The following is a 425-nucleotide window of genomic DNA, read 5'->3' as shown; positions in this document are numbered from 1 at the left end:
TCGAGGATTTCGACGGCGAGCGCTACGCCTCCGGCCGCAGCGTCGGCCTCAGGATCAACGGGGGCTACGTGTTCGCCGAGGGCTTGTCGCAAACACGGCAGTGAGCCGTAGCAGGGGCTCGATGGCCCCGCTTTCACACTTTGTTCGCGACGGGAAGTCCGAAGCAGTGAGCAAGTAGCTGGTTCTGCTCGCGCACGGTCCACGCGCCGGCAAAGCCGAAGCCCTTGCGCAGCCACAGCATGGCCTCGAAGCCCTGGATGGTGCGCCGGGCCGTGTGGAAGGAGCGGAACCCGCCCACCCAAGGCATGGGGCGCTTCACCCGGAAGTGAACCGCGCCGGGTTTCTCAGAGGCTCCAACTCTTGAGAGACTGGAGCCATGACGAAGCGAACCCCACCGTATTCCCCCGAAGTCCGCGAGCGCGCGG

General features: G+C 66.1%; 1 protein-coding gene. It reads right to left on the bottom strand.

Going from position 1 to position 425, the window contains the following annotated elements; translation table 11 throughout:
* Window positions 1–133: 133 nt before the first annotated feature.
* On the bottom strand, window positions 134–425 hold a 292-nt coding region (locus tag WDW90_RS38290), incomplete at its 5' end, for a DDE-type integrase/transposase/recombinase (protein WP_431311217.1).

Origin of the sequence: Methylobacterium nigriterrae (assembly GCF_037106235.1) — a bacterium.
Taxonomy (GTDB): Bacteria; Pseudomonadota; Alphaproteobacteria; order Rhizobiales; family Beijerinckiaceae; genus Methylobacterium; species Methylobacterium nigriterrae.
This window is presented reverse-complemented; position numbering and strand designations above follow the sequence as displayed.